At 74.3% G+C, this 15554-nt stretch carries 11 protein-coding genes; 3 read left to right on the top strand and 8 right to left on the bottom strand.

Going from position 1 to position 15554, the window contains the following annotated elements:
* The first annotated feature begins 224 nt into the window (after positions 1 to 224).
* Complete coding sequence (locus ACIBTU_RS27250; RefSeq protein ID WP_399129098.1) at positions 225 to 998, top strand: hypothetical protein; 774 nt, start codon at positions 225 to 227, stop codon at positions 996 to 998.
* Between the two features lie 31 nt (positions 999 to 1029).
* Here the strand turns inward: ACIBTU_RS27250 and ACIBTU_RS27255 are convergent, their stop codons facing one another.
* The gene (locus ACIBTU_RS27255; RefSeq protein WP_399129198.1) at positions 1030 to 2649 is read right to left on the bottom strand and encodes a DUF6350 family protein; all 1620 of its coding nucleotides are present in this window, start codon (positions 2647 to 2649) and stop codon (positions 1030 to 1032) included.
* 122 nt (positions 2650 to 2771) lie between these two features.
* Here ACIBTU_RS27255 and ACIBTU_RS27260 point away from each other — a divergent pair, with 122 nt between their 5' ends.
* Positions 2772 to 3929, top strand: coding sequence for a helix-turn-helix domain-containing protein (locus ACIBTU_RS27260; protein WP_399129099.1), 1158 nt, complete (start codon positions 2772 to 2774; stop codon positions 3927 to 3929).
* Positions 3930 to 4010: 81 nt separating this feature from the next.
* Here ACIBTU_RS27260 and sucD read toward each other — a convergent pair whose 3' ends face one another.
* From sucD to ACIBTU_RS27295, 7 genes are all read right to left on the bottom strand, one after another.
* On the bottom strand, positions 4011 to 4892 hold the full coding sequence (sucD, locus tag ACIBTU_RS27265; protein WP_399129100.1) for a succinate--CoA ligase subunit alpha: 882 nt from the start codon (positions 4890 to 4892) through the stop codon (positions 4011 to 4013).
* 21 nt (positions 4893 to 4913) lie between these two features.
* Entirely contained in the window at positions 4914 to 6092 is a 1179-nt protein-coding gene (gene sucC, locus ACIBTU_RS27270; protein WP_399129101.1) for an ADP-forming succinate--CoA ligase subunit beta, read from the bottom strand.
* A 470-nt stretch (positions 6093 to 6562) separates the two neighbouring features.
* Complete coding sequence (locus tag ACIBTU_RS27275) at positions 6563 to 7819, bottom strand: hypothetical protein (protein ID WP_399129102.1); 1257 nt, start codon at positions 7817 to 7819, stop codon at positions 6563 to 6565.
* 121 nt (positions 7820 to 7940) lie between these two features.
* Complete coding sequence (locus tag ACIBTU_RS27280; protein WP_399129104.1) at positions 7941 to 9098, bottom strand: hypothetical protein; 1158 nt, start codon at positions 9096 to 9098, stop codon at positions 7941 to 7943.
* Between the two features lie 104 nt (positions 9099 to 9202).
* Positions 9203 to 10375 (bottom strand): vWA domain-containing protein, encoded by a 1173-nt coding sequence (locus ACIBTU_RS27285; protein WP_399129106.1) that lies wholly within the window; start codon positions 10373 to 10375, stop codon positions 9203 to 9205.
* A 241-nt stretch (positions 10376 to 10616) separates the two neighbouring features.
* Positions 10617 to 12875 carry a DUF5682 family protein gene (locus ACIBTU_RS27290; protein WP_399129107.1) on the bottom strand — a complete coding sequence of 753 codons (2259 nt, stop codon included), beginning with the start codon at positions 12873 to 12875 and terminating at the stop codon, positions 10617 to 10619.
* Positions 12872 to 14005 (bottom strand): AAA family ATPase, encoded by a 1134-nt coding sequence (locus ACIBTU_RS27295; RefSeq protein WP_399129109.1) that lies wholly within the window; start codon positions 14003 to 14005, stop codon positions 12872 to 12874. The genes ACIBTU_RS27290 and ACIBTU_RS27295 overlap by 4 nt, the downstream gene beginning before the upstream one ends.
* A gap of 143 nt (positions 14006 to 14148) precedes the next feature.
* Here ACIBTU_RS27295 and ACIBTU_RS27300 point away from each other — a divergent pair, with 143 nt between their 5' ends.
* On the top strand, positions 14149 to 15516 hold the full coding sequence (locus ACIBTU_RS27300; RefSeq protein WP_399129110.1) for an SWIM zinc finger family protein: 1368 nt from the start codon (positions 14149 to 14151) through the stop codon (positions 15514 to 15516).
* Positions 15517 to 15554 lie beyond the last annotated feature (38 nt).

Genomic DNA, 15554 nt, shown 5'->3' on the forward strand with positions numbered 1-15554 from the left:
ACGGGGAACCCTACGAAGCGGCCGACCGCCAGCAACGATACCGGCACTCCGGACAGCCCCCGCGGGACGGGGGCCGGGGCGGGAGGTAGCGTCAGCGTTCAGGATGCGCCGGTGAAGACCGGCGCGGGACGGAACGCCGGGCGGTTGTGGGACGTTGACGTGACGAGCACACCGCCCGACCGACGTTCCACCTCGTCCACGACCTAGGGGAAGACGCACACCTGATGCCGGATCGAAGCCTTCGCCTCACGCTGCACGCCGGCGCCGTCCTCTCGCGCGAAGGCCGACCCACGGAGAAGGAGCCGGAGGCGCCCGAGTCCTCCGGGTCCGGTTCCGGTGACGACAATCCCTTCGCGCCGCCGCCCGCGGGCACGCCCGACCGCCCCTGGCAGCCGCGCCGCCGCAAGAACTCCGACACCTCTGACGGCTCCGACGGCTCTGACGACTCCCAGGGCCAGGCGCCCTGGGGCGGTCAGTGGAGCGACCGTCAGCCCGGCCGTACCGGCGGCGGCCGCTTCGGCGAGCGTCCCGGCGGGGGCGGCGGCCAGGGCGGTCCCGACGGGCAGGGCCCCGGCCCGGGCGGCGGGATGCGCTGGGACCCCACGGACCCGGTCCAGCGCCGCGCGCGCTACGCCCTGCTGTCCGGCATGTGGGGCTTCTTCTTCGCCCTGTTCAGCTGGCCGTACGTGGCCCTGCTGCTCGGCGCGCTCGCCCTGTACTGGGGCATCAGCGCGCTGCGCGGCAAGACCGGCACCGCGGACCCGGACGCCCCGAAGCCGGCGCCCGCGCCGGAGCCGACCCGGTCGCCGACCACGGCGGCGGTGGGCGGCCTGGTGACGGGCGGACTGGCCCTCGCCCTGGTCGCCGCGATGTTCAGCTTCAAGCTCGTGTACGCGGACTACTACGAGTGCCGGGCGGACGCTCTGACGAACGCGGCGGAGAAGTCCTGCGAGCAGCAGCTTCCGGAGCAGCTCCGGCCGCTGCTCGGCACGCGCTGATCCCTGCGGGCCCGGCGGGCGGGCCGGGCGGTCAGCTGTCTCCGGGCTCGCCGTCCGTTCGGTCTGCCTGGTCCGACCGGTCTGCCTGGTCCGCCTGGTCTGTCTGGACCGTCGATGCCGGGGGCGTGACCTTCAGGTCCGCCGGGGCTGGGGCTGGGGCCAGGGCCGTGTCCGAGCCCGTGTTTTCCTGCGGCGGGGCGGAATCCGGGGTGACGGACGGCGGCGACAGCTTGGCCGCGTCGAAGAACTCCCGGTCCTCCTGGTCCTGGCCGTGGAAGAAGTCGTAGGGCTCGAAGCCGGCGGATGCCTCCTTCGCGGCCCGGGCGGTGTCCTTGGCCTCCGCCGCGGCGCGACGGCGCTCCTTCCAGTCCGTGACCCAGCCCGACAGGCGCGGGCGGACCGAGGACTCACGGCCGCGCCACCAGCAGACCCCGAGCGCCACCGGCAGCCCCGGCACCGCGATCCACGCCACCGCCGCCGCCCCGGTGAGCCAGCCGACGGGGCCGAACGCGGACAGGGCGTGGACGCCGAGCGCCCCGCCCGAGACCACGGCCAGCCCGGCGAGCGCCGCCCCGCACAGGCCCGCCGCCGTGCCGACCGCGCCCGCGACCCGCTTCAGCGGCAGGCCGTCGTCCGCCCCGCGCACCACGAACCGGGCCACGGTCAGCGCCGCCACCACCGGTACCGCCCCGACGGCCCAGGTCAGCGGCGACCCCGTGGCCCCCGACGGCACCGCCTCGAGGAGCGGGAACGCGGGCAGGTACGGCCCCGCCGCGCCGCCGAGCGGGCCGACCTGGTGCCCCGTACCGAGCAGGAAGCCGGGGCCGAGCGCGTAGGCGGCGCCCCAGATCATCGCGTTGGGCAGCAGGGCGAGACACAGCAGGAGCACCGCGAAGCGGCCCGACCAGGCCGCCGTGAGCTGGAAGAGCGAGTCACGGACCGCTCCCCCGTGCCAGACCAGGCCCGCGCCGAGCACCAGCGTGCCCCCGGCGAGCAGCACGACGATCCCGGCGGCCGCCGCCCGCGCCCCGACCGGCAGCACCTCGTGGACGAAGGTGCGCGGCAGCCGGTCCACGTGCCGGGCGAGCCGCTCGGGCAGCGGGCCGCGCGGCCTTCCGTGCGCGGTCCACACCCCGGCGCCCGCCGCCAGAACGGTGACGGCCACCAGGTGGAACGCGCAGCTCGGCCAGGAGGGTCGCAGTTCGCCGCCGGAGGCGTAGACCGCGGCGCCGGCCCCGGCCAGCAGATAGCCGAGCACGACTCCGGCCCAGACCCCGCCGGACTGCGGCAGGGGCCGCCCGTCGGTGCCCTCGGCGGCGTCCCGTGCGGCCCGGTGCACGAGCCACACGGGCAGGGCGAGCAGCAGCAGGGGGCTGACGCCCATCGGTGCGGGCACCCCGGACAGCGTGTCCGTGCGGACCAGGTCCGCGCCGTGGGCGAGCAGCCACAGGGCCGCGGCGGTGCGCAGGGCGCCGTCGGGTCCGCTGTCCGGGTACGGGGAGCTGATCCAGAGCACCGTCACGAGCACCGCGCACCCGCCGAGCCCGAGCCCGGCCGCGAGGACTCCGCCGAACGCCCCGGCGGCGGGCCCCGGTGATCGTTCCCGCACTCGGGTGAGGAGCAGGGGCAACGACGGTCCACGGCCGGTCATCTGGGTCACCGGGCCATGCTCCCAACGACACGCGCTTTCACGGCGTAACAGGCGAAGTACGGATGTGTCGCTCAAGATACGTTTATGTACTTTTTCCCGCGAAAGGGTGTGTGGAGTTCACCATGACGCAGGGCGCTGCCACCCCACTCCCGACACCGAAGGAGCGCCGCAGGCTCCGCGAGTCGCGGTCGCTGACCCAGGCTCAGGTCGCCACGAAGGTCGGCGTGACACGTGAGACGGTCCGCTCCTGGGAGTCGGGCCGCACCACCCCGCGGGGCCGGAAGGCGGAGGCGTACGCACGCCTCCTCTCCGAACTCGCCCAACCGGCCGAGCCGGTCGAGCCCGCGAAGACGACCGCCGAGCCCGAACTCGTGGGCGCCGGCGCCCCTGCCACCCCCGCGCGCGGGAACCGCCGGGCCCCCTCCCCCGCCCGACCGGCCCGCCGCAACGCACCGCGGCGCGAGCCCGAACCGACGGACCGGCCCGGCACCCCGCCCGAGGCCTTCGACGCCCTCTACGCACACTGCGCGCCCTATCTCGTGCGCCAGACCTACCTCCTGACGGGCCGTCGCGCGCTGGCCCGGGAGTCCGTCGAGCGGGCGTTCCAGCTGGCCTGGGAGCGCTGGCCCGAGGTCGCCGTCGACCCGGACCCGGCGGGCTGGGTGCGGGCCGCGGCCTACGAGTACGCGATGTCGCCCTGGCACCGGCTGCGCCGCGCCCACCGCGTCCCGGAGGCCCCGCCCGCCGACCCGGAGGACCGCAAGCTGCTCGACGCGCTGCTCAGCCTGCCCCCCGCGTACCGGCGCACGCTGCTGCTCTACGACGGCGTGGGCCTGAACCTGCCGGAGACCGCGGCCGAGACGGAGGCCAGCACCCCGGCCGCCGCCAACCGGGTGCTGCACGCCCGGGAGGCCGTCGCGGAGCAGCTGCCCGACCTCACCGTGCCCGAGGAGCTCCACCAGCGGCTGACCGAGCTGGCGGGCTCGGAGAAGCTGGACGCGCCCCGGTCGACGCAGGTGCGCAGCGGCGGCGAGAAGCGCACCCGGTTCTGGACCCGGGCCGCGATCGCCGTGACGGTGCTGATCGTCGGCGCGACGGCGCTCACCGTGCGGGTGGCGCCGACCAGGTACGAGCCGGTGCCCGCGCCGGGCGCCCCCATCAGCGGCGTACCGCCCCTGACCGGCCCGCAGCACATGACGGAGCACGACCGGAAGCTGCGGCAGCGGCTGCGGGCCGAGCTGAGCGGCGGTCCGCAGCGCCTGGCCCCCGCGGCGGAGTGAGACGACAGCGGACAGACGACAGCGGGCCCGCACCGGAGAGTTCCGGTGCGGGCCCGCTGTCGTACGCGGCCTGAGTGCGAACTAGGAAAGCAGCTCGCGCGCCAGCTTGGCGGTCTCGGTCGGGGTCTTGCCGACCTTGACGCCGGCGGCCTCCAGGGCCTCCTTCTTGGCCTGTGCGGTGCCGGAGGAACCGGAGACGATGGCGCCGGCGTGGCCCATGGTCTTGCCCTCGGGGGCGGTGAAGCCCGCGACGTAACCGACGACCGGCTTGGTGACGTGCTTGGCGATGTAGTCCGCCGCACGCTCCTCGGCGTCGCCGCCGATCTCACCGATCATGACGATCAGGTCGGTGTCGGGGTCGGCCTCGAACGCCTCGAGGGCGTCGATGTGCGTCGTGCCGATGACCGGGTCGCCACCGATGCCGACGGCGGACGAGAAGCCGATGTCACGGAGCTCGTACATCATCTGGTACGTCAGCGTGCCGGACTTCGAGACCAGGCCGATGCGGCCCGGCTTCGTGATGTCGCCCGGGATGATGCCGGCGTTCGACTGGCCCGGGGTGATGAGACCGGGGCAGTTCGGGCCGATGATGCGGGTCTTGTTGCCCTTCGACTGCGCGTACGCCCAGAAGGCGGCGGAGTCGTGGACGGCGATGCCCTCGGTGATGACGACGGCGAGGGGGATCTCGGCGTCGATCGCCTCGACCACGGCGGCCTTGGAGAAGGCCGGGGGCACGAAGAGGACGGAGACGTTGGCGCCCGTCGCCTCCATGGCCTCCTTGACCGTGCCGAAGACCGGCACCTCGGTGCCGTCGAAGTCGACCTTCGTGCCCGCCTTGCGCGGGTTCACACCGCCGACGATGTTGGTGCCGTCACCCAGCATGAGCTTGGTGTGCTTCATGCCCGTGGCACCGGTCATGCCCTGGACGATGACCTTGCTGTCCTTGTTGAGGAAGATAGCCATGGCTGTTCTGTCCCTCGTCCCTTACTTCGCGGCCGCGAGCTCGGCGGCCTTGTCGGCCGCGCCGTCCATGGTGTCCACGCGCTGCACCAGCGGGTGGTTGGCGTCGGAGAGGATCTTGCGACCCAGCTCGGCGTTGTTGCCGTCGAGGCGGACGACGAGCGGCTTCTCCACCTTCTCGCCCTTCTCCTCGAGGAGCGCCAGCGCCTGGACGATGCCGTTGGCGACCTCGTCACAGGCGGTGATGCCACCGAAGACGTTGACGAACACGGACTTGACGTCCGGGTCGCCGAGGATGATCTCCAGGCCGTTCGCCATCACCTGGGCGGAGGCGCCGCCACCGATGTCGAGGAAGTTGGCGGGCTTGACCCCACCGTGGTTCTCACCGGCGTACGCGACGACGTCCAGGGTCGACATGACCAGACCGGCACCGTTACCGATGATGCCGACCTCGCCGTCGAGCTTGACGTAGTTGAGGCCCTTGGCCTTGGCAGCGGCCTCGAGCGGGTCGGCCGCGTCCTTGTCCTCAAGGGCCTCGTGGTCGGCCTGGCGGAAGTCGGCGTTCTCGTCGAGCGAGACCTTGCCGTCCAGGGCCAGGATGCGACCGTCCTTGGTCTTGACCAGCGGGTTCACCTCGACGAGGAGCGCGTCCTCGGCGACGAAGGTGTCCCACAGGGTGACCATGGCCTCGGCGACGCCCTCGGCCACGTCGGCCGGGAACTTCGCCTGGGCCACGATCTCGCGGGCCTTGGCGATGTCCACGCCGTCCACAGCGTTGACCGGGACCTTCGCGAGGGCCTCGGGGGTCTTCTCCGCGACCTCCTCGATGTCCATGCCGCCCTGCACCGAGGCCATGGCCAGGAAGGTGCGGTTGGTGCGGTCGAGGAGGTACGAGACGTAGTACTCCGCCTCGATCTCCGGGGACAGCTCGGCGATCATCACCTTGTGGACCGTGTGGCCCTTGATGTCCATACCGAGGATGTCGGTGGCACGGGCCACGGCCTCGTCGGCGTTCGCGGCCAGCTTGACGCCGCCCGCCTTGCCACGGCCGCCGACCTTCACCTGGGCCTTGACGACGGACTTGCCGCCAAGACGCTCGGTCGCCTCGCGGGCTGCCTGAGGCGTGTCGATGACTTCACCGGCCAGCACCGGTACACCGTGCTTGGCGAAGAGGTCCCTCGCCTGGTACTCGAACAGGTCCACGCGCGTCCGTCCCTATCAGTGATCTCGCGGTTCAGCGTTCTGAAATATCTGCTGTCTGCGTGGGCGTGCCGCGAAGGGCAACGTGACTCCGCTGTCACAAGGGAGGCGTACGAGGCGTACACAGTGGCCGGGTACGCGGCATGTCCGTCTCGCAGGTTATCGCCGCTGCGCGATGCCTTCTAATTCGCAGATCACACCTGAGCGGTGATACCGGTCACAGAGCGTCCTGTTTGCGGCACTGATCAGCACTTGTTTCCGGGCTCCGGGGGCGGTATACGGCCTCACCGTGCTGGGGTGCGCACGGTGAGGCCATCCGAGGGGCCCCGCTGTTCAGGGGCCCGGCCGGGGCGGTCCCGTCCCCGACGGGGACCGCCCCGGACCGGCCGCCGGAGGTCCCCCGCCCGTCCGATGGTTTTCGGCCGTACGGGGGTCGGCGGCGTCGGTCTGTGTGTGCCCGGTCCGCTACGGGATCAGACGCCGGTGCCGTACTGCAGGTAGCTCGGGGCGACCGAGCCGGCCAGGCCCTGCACGCCGGTGACGGCGTTGCCCGCGAGCGGGTCGACGTCCGCCACGACGGTGCCGGTCAGGTCCTGGGCGAACGGGGCGACCTGGCCCGTGACGCCGGTGACCAGCGGGTCGACGTGCTCGCCGACCACGTTCTGGACGAACGGCGCGACGTTGTCGCCGACCACGGCGCCCGCGAACGGGGCGACGTCGCCGGTCACGCCCTGGGTCAGGCCGTGCGCGCTGGTGCCGACGCCGTACACGACCGGGCTGACCTGGTCGACGACCGTCTGGACGAGCGGCTGGACGGCGCCGACCACGCCCGTGGCGAACGGCGCCACGTCGTCGGCGACCAGACCCTGCGCGAACGGGCCGACCTCGCCGACGACACCGGTCGCCAGCGGGTGGACCTGGCCGGTGACACCAGTGGCGAACGGCGCGACGTCGTCACCGACGACCGTGCCGACGAACGGCGTGACGTCGCCGGTGACCCCGTACGCGAGGACGCCCGCGTCGCCGACCGCCTGGCCGGCGACGGGCAGCACGCCGTGGACGGCGGTCGCGGCGACCGGCGGCAGCACCGAACCGGTCACGTCGCCGGTCACCTCGCCGACCGTCTGCCCGACGACGGGCAGCACGCTGTCGACGGCGTGCCCGGCCACGGGCGGCAGCGCGGCGGCGACCGTCTCGTCGGCGATCGGGCCCGCGGCCCGCTGCGCGGAGGCGGCGGTCATGGAGATGGTGCCCGGGGCCTGCGCGACCTGGGCGTGGAGCTGCTGCTGGAGCTCGGGGGCGAAGTCGGACAGCGGGCCGAAGAGGTAGTCGACCTCGGCCTGCTTCGTCTGCTCGGCGACCTGCGCGACGTGGTCGCCGTGCCCACGCAGGGCCGGGGCGGCCTGCGGGGCCTCGGCCCTGTCGGCGAGCTTCTTCACGGTGTGCTGCGTGCCGGCGATGGCGTCACCGGCCTGGCCGCCCACGGAGACGTCCGGGACGGACAGCGCGGGGGCGGAGACGTCGGGGGCCGAGACGTCCGGGGTGGTGGCGTCGGGCACCGAGAGGCCGGCGTCCGAGAGGTCCGGCACCGACAGGTCGGAGACCGGGAGGTCGGGGACCGACAGGGAGTGGGCGGGCAGCTCGTCGGCGCTGGCGACGGCCGAGCCGAGGGCCCAGGCCCCCGAGACACCGGCGGCTATGACGATCGAGCGGCGGAGGTTCTTGTTCATGGCGTACGTGCTTCCTTCATGTTCCGGCTGGGGTCCGGCGGGCCGGGTGCTCCGGCCTCCGGATACGGGGCAGACCTGTTCCGCCCCCGCGCGACAGGTCACGAGCGGGGAAGGGGCTGCCCTAGCCGGGGAAAGCGGGAATGTCCTGGTGCCGGTCGATCACGGCCGGACCGGATCCGGGCGCGACGCCACGGGCCGGGAGGACGACGGGGAGGCGGTCGCCGAACGCCGCCGCGTGGAGATCGCCGTGCCGCGGCGAGCCCCCGTCCCCCGCGACCGCACCGGCCGAGGGGACACCGTCGGGACGCGCCGGGGCGCCGGGCCCGGCGGGCCGGGCGGCCGCGGGGACGGCGCCGGCCGCGGCGCGGGCGCCGTGGCGGTACGCGCCGCCGAAGACCGCCGTCGCGGAACATGCCGCCGGCACGGCCGACGGGGTGCGGTGCGGGCGGTCGCCGGACCGGTCCCCGTGCGGGTGCGCGGGCGCACCCGCGTCCGGTGCGGGTGCCGTGCCGGGCTGCGCCGGTACGGGCGTCCCGGGAAGCTCGTGCAGTCCGGGCAGCCCGGGCAGTCCCGGCAGTCCCGGCCAGTCCGACGCCCCGGAGGCCAGCGCCGCGGGTGCGGCGGCAAGGCCGTCGACGACCTCCTCGCCCAGCTCCCGGACCGGCCCCGCGACATCGCGCACGACGCCGAGCAGGGGCTCGGTCACGGTGGTCCGTACGGGAGCCACGGCGCCCTGGACGAGTGCGGCGCCGGGTGCGAGATCGGCGTCCCGCGCGGCACCGCCGGCCGCGTCCCGGAGGACGGGCCCGACGACCTCGGTGCGGACGGGATCGGCCACCCGGTGCTCCACGGGTCCGGCGGCGCGGTCCAGCGCGGGCTCGGCGACCCGGTCGCTCGCGGGGGCGGTGCCCCGCTCACGGACGGGCTCCACGAGCGCCTCGCGGGCCGGCTCGGCGACCTGGTCCCGCACGGGCCCCGAGGCCCGCTCCAGCGCCGGGCCGGTGAACTCCTCGCCCACCGGCCGCGTGCCCTGCTCCCGTACGGGCTCCACGGCCCGCTCGGAAACGGTGGCCGCGCCGGACGTGCCGGACGGCTCCTGCACGGACCCCGAGACCGTGTCGCGCAGGGTCTCGGCGGCGCCTGACGCCTCGTCCGCGTGAGCCCGGCCGCCGCACAGAATTCCGAGGGCGACCAAACCGATGACGAGCAGCGCCAGTTGCAGCGCACGCCGACCAGCCACCGCACGCGGAGCGCGCACGGCGGGGGCGGAAACGGTCATCGGGGAAGTCACGGTGAGCCGATCCTCGCACGGCACGAGGGCGCCCGCGCAAGCCCCGCGTTACCGATGGGTAGGCATATCCGCTTCGCCGTGGCTCCGCCGGTTTAGACCCCCGTGTCCGGTATCGGCAGCGGTCTCTTCTCCAGAGCCGCCGCCATGACGTCCGGGAACAGATCGGGTGTGCAGGCGAACGCCGGCGCCCCGAGCGCGGCCAGCGCCGCCGCGTGCTCCCGGTCGTACGCGGGGGTTCCCTCGTCGGACAGCGCGAGCAGTGTCACGAACTGCACGCCCGACGCCTTCATCGCCGCGACCCGCTTCAGCATCTCGTCGCGGATGCCGCCCTCGTAGAGGTCGGAGATCAGCACGACGACCGTCTCGGCGGGGCGGGTGATCCGCGACTGGCAGTACGCGAGCGCCCGGTTGATGTCCGTGCCGCCGCCGAGCTGGGTGCCGAACAGCACGTCGACCGGATCGTCGAGCTGGTCCGTCAGGTCGACGACCGCCGTGTCGAAGACGACGAGCCGGGTCCGGATCGACCGCATCGAGGCGAGCACCGCCCCGAACACCGAGGCGTAGACGACCGACGCGGCCATCGAGCCCGACTGGTCGATGCACAGCACCACCTCCTTCTTCACCGCCTGCGAGGCACGCCCGTACCCGATGAGGCGCTCGGGCACGACCGTGCGGTGCTCGGGGAGGTAGTGCTTGAGGTTGGCCGCGATCGTGCGGTTCCAGTCGATGTCGTGGTGGCGGGGGCGGCTCACGCGGGCGCTGCGGTCGAGGGCGCCGGTGAGGGTGGCGCGGGTGCGGGTCGCCAGCTTCTTCTCCAGGTCGTCGACGACCTTGCGGACGACGGCGCGCGCCGTCTCCTTCGTGGTCTCCGGCATCGCCTTGTTCAGAGACAGCAGCGTGCCGACGAGGTGGACGTCCGCCTCGACCGCCTCCAGCATCTCCGGCTCCAGCAGCAGGGCGGAGAGGCCGAGCCGGTCGATGGCGTCGCGCTGCATCACCTGGACGACGGAGGACGGGAAGTAGGTACGGATGTCTCCGAGCCAGCGGGCCACGTTCGGGGCGCCGGCCCCGAGCCCGGCGGTACGGGTGCCCTTCGTTCCGGGGCGCCCCTGGCCCGGCGCCTCTTCTCCGTACAGGGCGCTGAGCGCGCCGTCCATCGCGGCGTCCTGCCCCGTGAGTTGGTGCCCGGTGCCGTCGGCCTGATCTCCGCCCAACACCATCCGCCATCGCCGCAGCCGCTCCGTCTCGTCACTGGCCACGCTCATCTCCCCACCTCCGCGTCTCGGTTGTCCCGCGTACTCGTCTGCCATGTCCTCGACGTCCGGCGAGCGCGCCTCTCGTCGTGGCTGGTCGCGCAGTTCCCCGCGCCCCTGGAGATGCGCACTTCGTGCGCCATCTCCAGGGGCGCTGACGCGTCGGGGAAATCCGGCGCGTAGCGCCTGCATTTCAGGGGCGCGGGGAACTGCGCGACCAGCCCCCACCGGACCCGCACCCGGCGACGCCCCCTCATCCGCCCCCCGCCCCGACCCCGAGCAACAACCGAACGACCGGCACCACCGCCTCCGCCCGCTCCAGATCCACCGACTCGACGCCGCCGGGCCCGAAGCAGGGCTCGGCGGAGCCTTTGGGGCCGCGGCGGACGAGCTCGCCCAGAGAGCGCCGCACCCCGGGCTCGAAGACCGAGAACGTCCGCCGCAGCAACGGCAGTACGTCCGTGAACGCCTCCGCCCCCACCCCCGACAACCACGCGTCGACCAGCCCGAGCAACCGCTCGTCGTGCACGAGCAGCAGCCCGCCCCCGGCCCCGCCCCCGACGAACCCCTCGATCCACGCCGCCGCCTCCCCCGGCTCCGTCCCGGGCGACAGCGCGAGCCCCATGAGCCGCGCCGCGTCCTCGTCGCCGAGCTCCCCCTCGTCGAGCAGGATCCGCGCGCACAGCCCCCGGATCGCCCCGGCCACCGCGTCGCGCCCCGCGAGCCCGCGCAGGACGGACCGCCAGCGGGCCCGCATCCCGCCGTCGTCCAGGAGCCCGACGGCCGCGTGCACGGCGTCGACGTGCCCGCGCATCGCGGTGGCCGCGTCGGCGTCGAGCCCGGCGCAGGCGGGCGGCAGCCCGACGAAGACGCGCTCGGCGAGGCCGGCCGCGACCTCGGTCAGGGCGGCGGTGTCCGTCCCGCGCACGTCCCCGTACCGCAGGGCGCGCACCAACGCGGGGAGCGACTGCGCGAGATGGCCGACGTCCGCGTCCAGCGCGGCCCGGTCGGCGAGGACCCGCATCACCACGGGCAGCGCCTCGGACAGCCCGGCGAGCAGGCAGTGCTCGGCGAGCGTGGTGACGTCGGCGAGCGCGCTCGCGCCGATCGCGTCGGCCTCCGCCTTCGCGGTCGCGGCGCCGAGCACGGTCGTCCCCCACACCCCTGCCTCGGCGACCCGCACCGACAGCTCGGGCTCCCAGCGCAGCCGCCAGGTCTCGCGGAACGTGCCGGTGGAGCCGCGCGCGGACCGTGCCGGTTCGCCCCAGTCGACGGCTAGCAGCCGCAGGCGGTGCAGCAGCCGGCTGCGCGCCGCGTCGGTGTCGCCCCGCAGGTCGAGGTCGAGCTCCTTCTCCACCGCGGCCGGCTTGAGGCGCAGGCTGCGCTGCTGCCGGGTGAGGTCGCGCTGCAGCGGCACGGCGGGCGCGCTCTCCGGCACCTCGCCGAGCACGTCCCCGACGACGAGCCGGTCGCGGATGAGGGACAGTGGCACGTCGGAGCCCTCGCACAGCACGGCCCGTGCGGCGTCAAGCGTCTCGGTGAGCCCGGCGAGCGGCCGGCCGCGCAGCACGGCCAGCGTCTCGGCGAGCCGCACCGCCTCGATGACGTGCGCGGAGGACACGACGCGGTCCTCTTCGCGCAGCAGTACGGCGATCCTGGTCAGCCAGCGCTCGACCGGCCGGTCGGGGGCGCTGAACAGGTGCCCGTACCAGCCGGGCGACTCGATGCCCGCGCCGTAGCCGCTGGCGCGGGCGAGCCGGCGGTGGGTCCACGGGACCCAGGTCATGTCGACCTTGGCCTTGGGGAGGCCCTTGAGGAGCGCGCGGTCGGCGGTGACCGTGGTCCTCGCGCGCAGCGCGGGCACATGCCAGGCCCCGCAGACCACGGCGACCTTGTCCGCCCCGAACTCCTTCACCGCTGCCCGCACTTGGAGTCGCATGTACGCCTCGCGCACCGCGTCGCGGCGGTCCCCGCCCTCCTCGCCGCAGGCCGCGCGCAGTTCCTCCATCGCCTCGCCGAGCGCGGCGAAGGCATCGCCCCGCCGGTGCTCGACGACGTCCTCCCACCAGCGCTCCGCGTCGTCGTACCCGGCGGCCTCGGCGAGCACCCCCAGCGGATCGACCCGGACCTGCTCCCCCTTCTCCGCCGCCTCCTCCTCGTCCTCGGCGTCGCGCAGGGCCAGGCTGTGCGCGGCGGGCAGGTCGATGAAGCGGACGGGCACGTCGTGGTCGAGGGCCCAGCGCAGGGCGGCCCACTCCGGCGAGAACTCGGCGAACGGCCAGAACGCCGACTTCCCCGGCTCGTCCACGATGTGCGCGAGCAGCGCGACCGGGGGCCGCATGTCCGGGTCGGCGGCGAGCGGCACCAACGCGTCGGCCTCCGGCGGGCCTTCGATCAGTACGACGCCGGGTGCGGCGGCGTCCAGCGCGTGCGCGACGGCGCGGGCGGAGCCGGGCCCGTGATGGCGGATGCCCAGGAGCAGCGGTGCCGCGGACACTCCGGACGACGTCATGCGCTCACCTCGCGGCAGGCGCGGTAGAAGTCCTTCCAGCCGTCCCGCTCGCGCACCACGGCCTCCAGGTACTCCTGCCAGACCACCCGGTCCGCCGCCGGGTCGCGGACGACGGCGCCGAGGATGCCGGCGGCCACGTCCGAGGGCCGGAGCACGCCGTCGCCGAAGTGGGCGGACAGGGCGAGGCCGCTGGTGACGACGGAGATGGCCTCGGCCGTGGAGAGCGTGCCGCTGGGCGACTTGATCTTCGTACGGCCGTCGGCGGTCACCCCGTCGCGCAGCTCGCGGAAGACGGTGACGACGCGGCGGATCTCGTCGACGCCGTCCGGGACCGTGGGCAGCTCCAGGGACCGGCCGACCTGTTCGACCCGGCGCGCGACGATGTCGACCTCGGCCTCGACGGTGGCGGGCAGCGGCAGCACCACCGTGTTGAACCGGCGGCGCAGGGCGCTCGACAGGTCGTTGACCCCTCGGTCTCTGTCGTTGGCCGTCGCGATGACGTTGAAGCCGCGGACGGCCTGCACCTCCTGGCCCAGCTCCGGGATCGGCAGCGTCTTCTCGGACAGGATGGTGATGAGCGTGTCCTGCACGTCGGCCGGGATGCGGGTCAGCTCCTCGATGCGGGCGGTCGTGCCGTCCGCCATCGCACGCATGACGGGGCTCGGCACGAGGGCGTCCCGGCTGGGGCCGTGCGCGAGCAGTTGCGCGTAGTTCCACCCGTACCGGATGGCTTCCTCCGGCGTGCCGGCCGTGCCCTGCACGAGCAGCGTCGAGTCGCCGCTGACCGCGGCCGCGAGGTGCTCGGACACCCAGGTCTTGGCGGTGCCGGGCACCCCGAGCAGGAGCAGAGCTCGGTCGGTCGCCAGTGTCGTCACCGCGACCTCGACGAGGCGCCGCGGTCCGACGTACTTCGGCGAGATGACGGTGCCGTCGGGCAGGGTGCCGCCGAGCAGGTACGTCGCGACGGCCCAGGGCGACAGCCGCCAGCGGTCCGGCCGCTGCCGGTCGTCCTGCGCGGCGAGCGCCGCGAGTTCGTGCGCGAACGCGTTCTCCGCGTGCGGCCGCAGCACCTGCGCCGCGACCTCTTCCCCCACGTGTCCCTCGGTGTGTCCCTCGACGGAAACGGACATGCCTCTCCCCCTCCAGATCAGCCCGGTCAAGCCATGTTTCGAAGGTAGGTCCCGCCACTGACAATCGACCTCGCGCCGGGCGTCGGCGCAGGTCAGGGCGGTTCCCGGGTGGATTGTCAGTGGCGGGACCTAACGTCGATGACATGACTCAGCTGGGGGTGCGCTGGACGACGGACCAGGTGCTGGCACTGGCACCTGACGTCGCGTCACGCAAGGCGGGAAGCAAGCTCGGGACGGCGGGGCCGTGGTCGGGGACGGGGAGTACGGACGAGGGGGCGGTGTGGGGGCAGTGCAAGGGGAGCGGCAGCCGTCCGTACCGGACGGTCGTGGACATCGGCGGGGCGCAGGGCGCCGCGTACAACTGCAGTTGTCCGAGCCGCAAGTTCCCGTGCAAGCACGCGCTGGGGCTGCTGCTGCTCTGGGCGGGCGGGGCGGCGCAGGTGCCGGGCACGGCCGTCGCGCCGGACTGGGCGGAGGAGTGGCTCGCGGGGCGGCGCGAGCGGGCCGAGCGGCAGCGGGCGGCTCCGCAGGGCGCGTCGGCGGCTCCGGCCGATCCGGAGGCGGCGCGGCGCAGGGCGGAGCGGCGCGCGCAGCGGATCTCGGCGGGGGCCACGGAGTTGGAGCAGCGGCTGACCGATCTGCTGCGCGGGGGCCTGGCGCAGGCGGAGCAGGCCGGGTACGGGCTGTGGGAGGAGACGGCGGCGCGCATGGTCGACGCACAGGCACCCGGACTGGCCGCGCGCGTCCGGGACTTGGGGGCGATACCGGGGTCCGGGCCCGGCTGGCCGGCCCGGCTGCTGGAGGAGTGCGCGCTGCTCCACCTCCTGGACCGGGGGTGGCTGCGGCGGGCGGAGCTGCCGGAGGGGCTGGCGGCGACGGTGCGTTCCCGTGTCGGGCTGCCCGCGTCGGCGACCGGTGAGCCGCTGCGCGACCGGTGGCTGATCCTGTGTCAGTACGACACGTCGGACGGCCATCTGACGACGCGCCGTATCTGGCTGTACGGCACGGAGTCGGGCCGCACCGTACTGCTTCTCTCCTACGGTGCGGCGGGCCGCGCGCCGTCTCTCGTGCTGCCGCCCGGGCTGGTCCTGGACGCGTCGGTCTCCGGGCGTCCGGGTTCCCTGCGGGCGGAGCTGACCGAGCAGTTCGGGGCGCCGGAGCCCGGGGGCGCGAGACCGGCCGGCGTCGATGCCGGCTCGGCTGTGGCCCTCTACGGAGGGGAGTTGCGGGCCGATCCGTGGCTGGAGTCCTGGCCGGTGACGCTGGCGGACGTCGTCCCGGCCCGCGACCCGGACACCTCGGGCGGCTGGCAACTGGCGGACGCCGACGGCAAGTCCGCCCTGCCCCTCACCCCGGCCGCGGCGGCGTCCCCCGGCCTGTGGCGCCTGGTCGCCCTCTCGGGAGGGTCCCCGGTGACGGTCTTCGGCTCGTGCGGCCACGCGGGCTTCCGCCCCTTGTCGGCATGGGCCCCCCGGATCCCGAACGCGCCGCTGATCCCCCTGACCGACTGACCCCACGACGCACCTTCGTACCGACGCACTGACGCACT

Source organism: Streptomyces sp. NPDC050145, assembly GCF_044460245.1.
GTDB lineage: Bacteria > Actinomycetota > Actinomycetes > Streptomycetales > Streptomycetaceae > Streptomyces.